Raw genomic sequence first — 7,796 nt, 5'->3', positions numbered from 1 at the left:
TGTTCGGGCTTTACAGGTGAGAGGGCCTGACGACCCACGCTGACACCCGGTCTCGGGGCGACCATGGAACCGACGGTCTATCAGGCCCCAATGCTTCATGCGCGACAGTATTATGCCGTATGCCCAGAGATACAAGGAACCATTACTCACCAGTATTCACTGCCGTCAAATCAAAACAATGGTTCCTTGTTGTTCCCCAGTCTTGGAGGGAGTAGCCAGGTTGCCTTCTACTGCGCGCATCGAACGAGCACATTCTGATCGTGCGCGTTCTGCGAGCAAGGAAGGCACCTGGCCACTCCCTCCTCCTGTTTCATGACCCCGGGCTGGAATCAGGGAGTAGGGTAATGGCCTCAATGGCTTCCCTTAGAATTTCGACCATAGGTCTGAGTTCTGTGGACGACGGAAGGGGAACATTCTGAATTGTTTGTCTGGATAAGGGCTCGAGGGCTCATACAATTCAGAATGTCCCCATTCTCGTGTCCACCGATTTACCGGGGGTCCACAGATCGGCACAGGGTTACTTCCGAACATCCTGGGCACAACGGAACCCAAAATCCCTGTCCCTGGAGTCAGGGGTCCCCCCGAGCCGGTCCGTGGACCCCCAGTAGAACGCCTGATAGAACCACGCCCCGCCGCGGAGCACCTTCTGGCCCCTGTCGTAGTCTGAACTGGTCCATTCCCACACATTCCCAGCTCGATCAAGGATCCCGTAGGGGCTCTTGCCCCCCTCCAGAAACCAAGCCCTGATCAGGGGCCCGTAGTCATTATAGTCATTGCTGTTCTTGTTAGAATTGACATGGCGGCCTGTCGGTTCCTCGTTGCCCCAAGGATAGTTCCGTCCATCCGTTCCCCGCATCGCTTTCTCCCACTCCTGTTCCGTCGGCAACCGTTTGTGATAGTGACGGCAATAGGCATCTGCCTCGGACCAGGACACGCCCACCACCGGCTTCTGGTCATGGCTGACCAACCCCGACGTCGGCCAGTACTTCGGCTCCTTCGCGCCCGTCGCCGCCATGAACTTGGCATATTGCGCGGTACTCACTTCAAACTTATCCATATAGAAGGCTGACAGAGACAGCCGTTGCTTGTCGTTTCCATACAGGAACTCCCCCTCCGGCACCAGCGCCCTCAGGGTGGCGTCATGACCAGGCTCCTGCGCCTGACGCTGCCGTTCAGCTTCGATGCCCTTGCCTTTGGCGGTGAGTTGCCCCTGCTCGATGACCGCGACTTTTGTGACGACCCCGTCACCCATGCGGATGTCTTGCTCAAAGGTCCGTACGTGCGAGGTGTTGAGGGTCTTCAGCACCGTGAGCTGCACCGTGCCAGCGCTCACTTGTAGGTCGAGCGGGCATTCGCCCTTGAACACCCCATTGATGGACACTTCCGCTCCTACGTCGTCTCCGTCGCAGGCCATGCGCAGCGCAGACCAGGCCGCCTGGACGTCGATCGCGGTGACACTCAGCACAGCAAGTAACAGTGAACTAGACACTACTTTCATAACCCCTCCGTATGGTGAACCCAAGAAACAGAGTCATTCTACTTTTTTCTCGTGATCCGGTCGATCCCTCCTGGTATGTGATGTTGCGTCCAAGCTTACTCGTTCTCTCTTCGGGGATGGGGGCTGATTGATCTTCCACTGCGCGTAACCTTCTCACCCGCCCACCCGCTGGCACGCCGAGACGTGCCATTAGCCCGAGCGAGGGGGGAGCCTGCGACCGCGCGTTGCGCGAGCACAGGGAATCGCCAGGCCCCATTCTTTTCCCCCTATCCCTCTTTCCCTGTCTTGGAGGGGGTGGCCAAGGTTGCCCTCGACTGCGCGCATCGAACGAGCACATTCTGATCGTGCGCGTTCTGCGGGCAAAGAGGGCACCTGGCCGCTCCCTCCTCTTGAATCATGAGCTGGTGTTGGCCTTGGTGCCAAAGGTAATGGCCTCAATGGCTTCCTTCAGAATTTCAACCATGCGTCTGAGTTCTTGAATGGAAGTGCTGAGTGGTGGCATGAGAATCATCACGTTGCCGATCGGGCGGAGTAAGAGCCCTCGGCTGCACGCCTCCATCGATACTCGATGCCCGACCCGCGTTTCGAGCGGATAGGGCTTCTTCGTCTGTTTGTCTTCCACCAACTCAATGGCCACGATGAATCCCTGCTGCCGGATCTCACCGACATGGGGCTGTTGTTTGAGCGGCAATAACAATTGCCTCATCTTCTTAATCTTGGGTTGCAGTCGAGCGAGCGTCTTTTCTTTCTGGAAGATGTCGATGTTGGCCAGCGCCACGGCGCAGCCGAGTGGATTGCCTGTGTAACTGTGGCCGTGGAAGAACGTTTTGAAATCTTCATACTTGCCGAGAAAGGCCTGGTAGATTTCGTCTGTGGTGAGCGTTGCGGCCAACGGCATGTAGCCGCCGGTCAACCCTTTGCTGATGGCCATCAAGTCTGGTGTGACCCCTTCATGCTGGCAGGCGAACATCTTGCCGGTACGGCCGAATCCTGTAGCCACTTCATCGGCAATGAGGAGGACATCATATTTGGTACAGAGATCCCGAACACGCTTCAGATAGCCAGGAGGGGAAGTCAGCATGCCTGCTGCTGCTTGCACGAGCGGCTCGATGATGAAACCGGCCAGTTCACGGTGACGGTCTTTGAGGATCTGCTCAATCGGGTCCAGGCAGGCCATCTGGCAGGAAGGGTAGGTTAGATTGAGAGGACAACGATAGCAATAGGGTGGGTCTGCTTCGGCTGTGGGGAAGAGCAGCAACTTGAATCGGCCATGGAAGAGGTCGATATTGCCCACGCTCACGGCCCCGATCGTATCGCCATGGTAGGCGAGCGTGAGGTGGAGAAACGTATTCTTGGGGCCGGCTTCAGGCCGTCGGAGTTGCCAGTACTGGACCGCCATTTTGAGCGCGATTTCGACCGCCGTCGATCCATCGTCGGAATAAAATACCCTCGCAAGCCCTTTGGGTACGATCTTGATCAAGGCTCGCGCGAGTTCAATCGCCGGTGGATTGGAGAGTCCGAAGAGCGATGAATGGGCGATCTTATCCAGTTGCTTCTTGATCGCCCGGTCGAGGGTCGGATGCTGGTGGCCATGGAGATTGACCCAGATGGAGGAAGTGCCGTCGAGATACTTCTTCCCTGCCTTGTCAATCAGGTACGACCCTTTTCCCTTTTCGATAATGAGCGGCTTCTCCTGTTCCCACTCCTGCATTTGGGTGAAGGGATGCCAGAGGTATCGGTGATCCCAATCGATCAGCTGTTGTGCGGAAGGTTGTGGTGCCATAGGCTCTTATCCGAGGCTGTCGACGAGGCGCGATGCGGAGTATACGAGGGGGCGTTTGCTTTGACAACCTTGGGGCCGGTCACTATAATGAATCGATTTTATTGGGAAATGAGTTAGGATTTGCAAAGCCTGATACGCAATTTCTCGATTATCGCCCATATCGATCACGGCAAATCAACCCTCGCTGACCGGTTTCTGGAAGCCACTGGCGCAGTCACGGCCCGAGAATCGAAAGACCAGATTCTCGACGCCATGGACTTGGAGCGTGAACGCGGAATCACGATCAAGGCCCACGCGGTGGCGGTCCGGTATAAGGCCAAGGATGGGAAGACCTATGCCTTGCATTTGATCGATACGCCGGGTCACGTCGACTTTACCTATGAAGTGTCGCGCAGTTTGGCGGCTTGTGAGGGGGCGCTCTTACTTGTCGATGCAACGCAGGGGGTCCAGGCTCAGACCATCGCCAACGTGAACCTGGCGATGGCCAATAACCTGACGATTATCCCCGTGATCAATAAGATCGATCTTGCGAGCGCCGACCTGGAAGGTACGAAGCAGTCGATCTCGGAAATCTTGCAGCTTGATGCCAGCGATGCCCTGCCCATCAGCGCGAAAGAGGGAAAGGGCGTGCCGGAGGTGTTGGAGGCGATCATTGCGCGGATTCCTCCCCCGTCAGGCAATCCAGACGCGCCGCTCAAGTCGCTCATTTTCGATTCCTGGTTTGACAATTATCAAGGAGTGATCGTGTTGACGAGAGTCGTAGACGGATCATTACGGCCGGGGATGAAGATCAAAGTTATGTCGAACGACCGAACGTTCGAAGTGATGGAAGTCGGCCAATTTACCCCGAAACGGGTGAAAAAGAGTGAGCTGTTGACCGGCGAGGTCGGGTATCTGTGCGCGAATATGCGAGAAGTCGCGGATGTGAAGATCGGCGATACGCTCACGGATGCGGTCTCGCCGACGAGCGCGCCGTTCCCCGGCTATAAGGAAGTGAAGCCTCTGGTGTTTTGCGGTCTCTATCCCACCGACACAGGCCGGTACGAAGATCTGCGCGATGCGCTGATCAAGTTGAGACTGAACGACTCCTCCTTCGTCTACGAACCGGAGACGTCCCTCGCGCTCGGGTTCGGCTTCCGATGCGGCTTTTTGGGTCTGCTGCACATGGAAATCATTCAGGAGCGGCTCGAGCGTGAATATAACCTGACGCTTCTCACAACCGCGCCGACCGTTGTCTATCGGGTGCTGACGACCAAAGGAGAGGTGTTAGAGGTCAATAACCCGACGCAGCTCCCGCCTCCCAGCAGTATCGACTCATTTGAGGAGCCGTTCATTCTGGCGTCGATCATTACTCCTGAACGGTATATGGGAGCTATCTTACAGCTCTGCCAGGAACGCCGCGGTATCCAGCAAGGCATGCACTTTCTCGATCCGACGCGGGTGGTGATCAGTTATGAACTGCCGCTCAACGAAGTGATTCTCGATTTTTACGATAAGCTCAAGTCGCGCACCCAGGGCTATGCGTCGCTCGATTACGAGCTGCTCGGCTACCGTGAGTCCGATCTCGTGAGGCTTGATATTCTCTTGAACGGCGAGGCGGTCGATGCCCTGTCGTTTATCACGCACAAGGATCGTTCTATTCAGCGGGGGCGTCAGCTCGCCGAGAAGATGAAAGAGCTCATTCCCCGGCAGATGTATGAGATCGCCATTCAAGCGGCAATCGGGAGCAAGATCATTGCGCGTGAGACGATTGGGGCCATGAAGAAGAACGTCCTTGCAAAGTGTTACGGCGGCGATATCACGCGGAAGCGCAAGCTCCTTGAAAAACAGAAAGAAGGAAAGAAGCGCATGAAATCCGTAGGGAGCGTGGAAGTGCCGCAGGAAGCCTTTCTTGCCATCTTGAAAGTGGGTGAAGAGTGAGCGGAGAGCCGAAGCTGCCCCCGTCGGACGATATCAGGCCATCGGCCCCGCAGAGCCAATCGGATGCCGCGGGTGCGCCGGCGGTGTTCGCCGAACCATCGGTTGTGGCACCGTCAGGCAGAAAGTCGCTCGTTCGCGAGTATGCGGAGGCCATTGTCGTTGCGATGCTTCTGGCTTTTGCGATCCGGGTGTTTGTTGTCCAAGCCTTTAAGATTCCTTCCGGCTCAATGATTCCCACGTTGTTGATCGGGGATCATATCCTGGTCAGCAAGCTCGCGTATGGTATTCAATGGCCCAGCCAGTGCAAATTTTCAGCGAGTTTTCCTCCCGTCAATTGCTATGCTTCGCAGGCCCTTATCGAATTCGGCAAGCCCCAGCGGGGAGATATCATCGTGTTCCGGTTTCCAGAAGACGAGGAAAAGGACTTCATCAAACGGATCGTTGGGACTCCGGGTGATACAGTCCAACTTCGCAACAAAGCCGTGTTGGTGAACGGGGTCGTGCTCGAGGATAAATCCTTCACCCAACGGATCGATCCGGGAATCATCGACGGCACGATCAATCCGCGCGACAATTTCGGGCCGGTCACCGTGCCTGACGGCGCCTATTTCGTGATGGGTGACAATCGCGACCAAAGTTTGGACAGCCGGTTCTGGGGATTTGTGCGCGAGGAGAAAATTCGTGGGAAGGCATTCCGTATTTACTGGTCGTGGAATGGTCAGGGGCAAATGACGGAGTGGGTCAGATGGGAACGATTCGGCAAGGCCATTCAATAACGAAGACGATGCGCCAGGCGTCTGGTTCCGCGGCTCAGGCCGGGACTGCGGCGTCCCCGACGGTGCTGCGGCAGTACATCGCGAGGTTTCCGCAAGCCTCGGTGCTCGTCATCGGCGATCTGATTCTCGACCATTATATCTGGGGCCGCGTCAGCCGCATCTCGCCGGAAGCCCCTGTGCCGGTCGTGCATGTCGATTCCGAGTCGTTGAAACTCGGTGGCGCCGCGAACGTCTTCAACAACATCCTGGCCCTGGGCGGCAAGGCGGATCTCTGCGGGGTCATCGGCTCGGATGAAAGCGGCCGGATGCTCCTTAAGGAGTTGGGGTCGACACGTGCCGCGCGGGGAGGGGTCGTAATCGATCAGGACCGCCCGACCATTAGAAAGTCCCGCGTCATCGCACATAATCAGCAGATTGTACGGTATGACGTCGAGCGCCGAGCAGAACTCAAGCCGGCAATGCAGCGGCGGATTCTTCGCTATGTTGAATCGCGACTACGAGAATTATCCTGTCTCGTGGTGTCGGATTATGCCAAGGGGGTGGTGAGTGCTACGCTGATGTCGGAACTCACGCGGCTCACAGCCATTCGCGGAATACCCCTAGTTGTCGATCCGAAAGTCGAACACTTCAGCTACTACAAGGGGGCGACGGTCATCACACCGAACCATCTTGAAGCGACACAGGCTGCCGGAGTGCATGGTGATGACGATCAGACCAGTAACGAAGCGGGGGCAATCATACGGCAGCGATTAGGCTGTCAAGCCGTGCTCATTACCCGTGGGGAAAAGGGAATGAGTTTGTACGAGGGAGAGGGTATCTCCTGGCACATTCCCACACGGGCTCGCCAAGTCTTCGATGTCACCGGCGCCGGCGATACGGTGATCGGAACATTGGCCCTCGCATTGTCGACCGGCGCCTCAATGAGAGATGCGGCGACGTTGGCCAATCATGCGGCCGGTATTGTCGTCGGTATGGTCGGTACCGCAACCGTCTCGGCGCAGCAGCTCTCGGAGGTGCTCGGTAATGACTAATGCGACGCCATCCGTCATCGTGGTGATTCCGGCCCGGTACGGGTCGTCGCGCTTTCCAGGAAAACCTCTTGCCATGCTCGGCCGGAAGCCCATGATTCAGCATGTCTATGAGCAAGCAGCGGCATGCCGTGTGGTGACAGAGGTCTTGGTCGCCACCGACGACGAGCGGATCAAACAGGCAGTCGAGCAGTTCGGTGGACAGGCGATTGTGATGGCCGGTGAGTTTCGAACCGGGACCGATCGTGTGGCCGGCGTTGCGCGCACGCGCACAGGCGGGTTCTTTGTCGATCTGCAAGGGGACGAGATTCCGGTCAATCCGGATCTGTTGGCCGATCTCATTGAACCGTTTGTCGAGTCCGATGCCCAGATGGGGACACTCAAACGCGCCATTACGTCCAGCGACGATCTGCTGAATCCGGCCGTCGTCAAGGTGGTGACCAATCAGCAAGGCCAGGCGCTGTACTTTTCGCGCGCACCGATTCCACTGGTCCGGGACGATCCTAGCAGGCGAGCCATGGAGGGATTGCACTATATCCACTTGGGGGTCTACATCTATACCCGTGAGATGCTGTTGAATTTAGCGGCCCTGCCGACGGGCGTGCTGGAGGATGCCGAGAAATTGGAACAGTTGCGCGCGCTGGAGTACCGCATCCCCATTCGAGTCTGGGAAACCAAGCATGAATCGCTGCGGGTCGATACGCCAGCGGATGCCGTATCGGTGAGCGAGACATTGCGACAGCTTGAGCTGAGCAGGCAGGTTCACACATCGATCCGATCATGACGGGATG

Annotated in this window: 6 protein-coding genes; 4 read left to right on the top strand and 2 right to left on the bottom strand. The window is 57.1% G+C overall.

All coding sequences use genetic code 11. The features are described from left to right. Positions 1-517 precede the first annotated feature (517 nt). Both HZB34_16065 and bioA read right to left on the bottom strand, forming a co-directional pair. Positions 518-1,498: an SUMF1/EgtB/PvdO family nonheme iron enzyme gene (locus HZB34_16065; protein MBI5317478.1), complete on the bottom strand. Its 981-nt coding sequence runs from the start codon at positions 1,496-1,498 to the stop codon at positions 518-520. A 394-nt stretch (positions 1,499-1,892) separates the two neighbouring features. After that, positions 1,893-3,281 carry an adenosylmethionine--8-amino-7-oxononanoate transaminase gene (gene bioA, locus HZB34_16060; protein ID MBI5317477.1) on the bottom strand — a complete coding sequence of 463 codons (1,389 nt, stop codon included), beginning with the start codon at positions 3,279-3,281 and terminating at the stop codon, positions 1,893-1,895. Between the two features lie 120 nt (positions 3,282-3,401). Between bioA and lepA the strand changes: the two genes are divergently transcribed. From lepA to kdsB, 4 genes are all read left to right on the top strand, one after another. Beyond that, a complete protein-coding gene (gene lepA, locus HZB34_16055) occupies positions 3,402-5,201 on the top strand; it encodes an elongation factor 4 (GenBank protein MBI5317476.1) in 1,800 nt (599 codons plus the stop codon). 104 nt (positions 5,202-5,305) lie between these two features. Further along, complete coding sequence (gene lepB / locus HZB34_16050; protein ID MBI5317475.1) at positions 5,306-5,977, top strand: signal peptidase I; 672 nt, start codon at positions 5,306-5,308, stop codon at positions 5,975-5,977. 8 nt (positions 5,978-5,985) lie between these two features. Next, positions 5,986-7,008 carry a D-glycero-beta-D-manno-heptose-7-phosphate kinase gene (gene rfaE1, locus HZB34_16045; protein ID MBI5317474.1) on the top strand — a complete coding sequence of 341 codons (1,023 nt, stop codon included), beginning with the start codon at positions 5,986-5,988 and terminating at the stop codon, positions 7,006-7,008. Beyond that, complete coding sequence (gene kdsB, locus HZB34_16040; protein ID MBI5317473.1) at positions 7,001-7,789, top strand: 3-deoxy-manno-octulosonate cytidylyltransferase; 789 nt, start codon at positions 7,001-7,003, stop codon at positions 7,787-7,789. Before rfaE1 ends, kdsB begins: the two co-directional genes overlap by 8 nt. Positions 7,790-7,796: the final 7 nt, after the last annotated feature.

The sequence above is a fragment of the Nitrospirota bacterium genome, from assembly GCA_016219645.1.
Taxonomy (GTDB): domain Bacteria; phylum Nitrospirota; class Nitrospiria; order Nitrospirales; family Nitrospiraceae; genus Palsa-1315.
The sequence above is the reverse complement of the archived record's forward strand: the minus strand, read 5'-3'. Positions and strand labels throughout refer to the sequence as shown.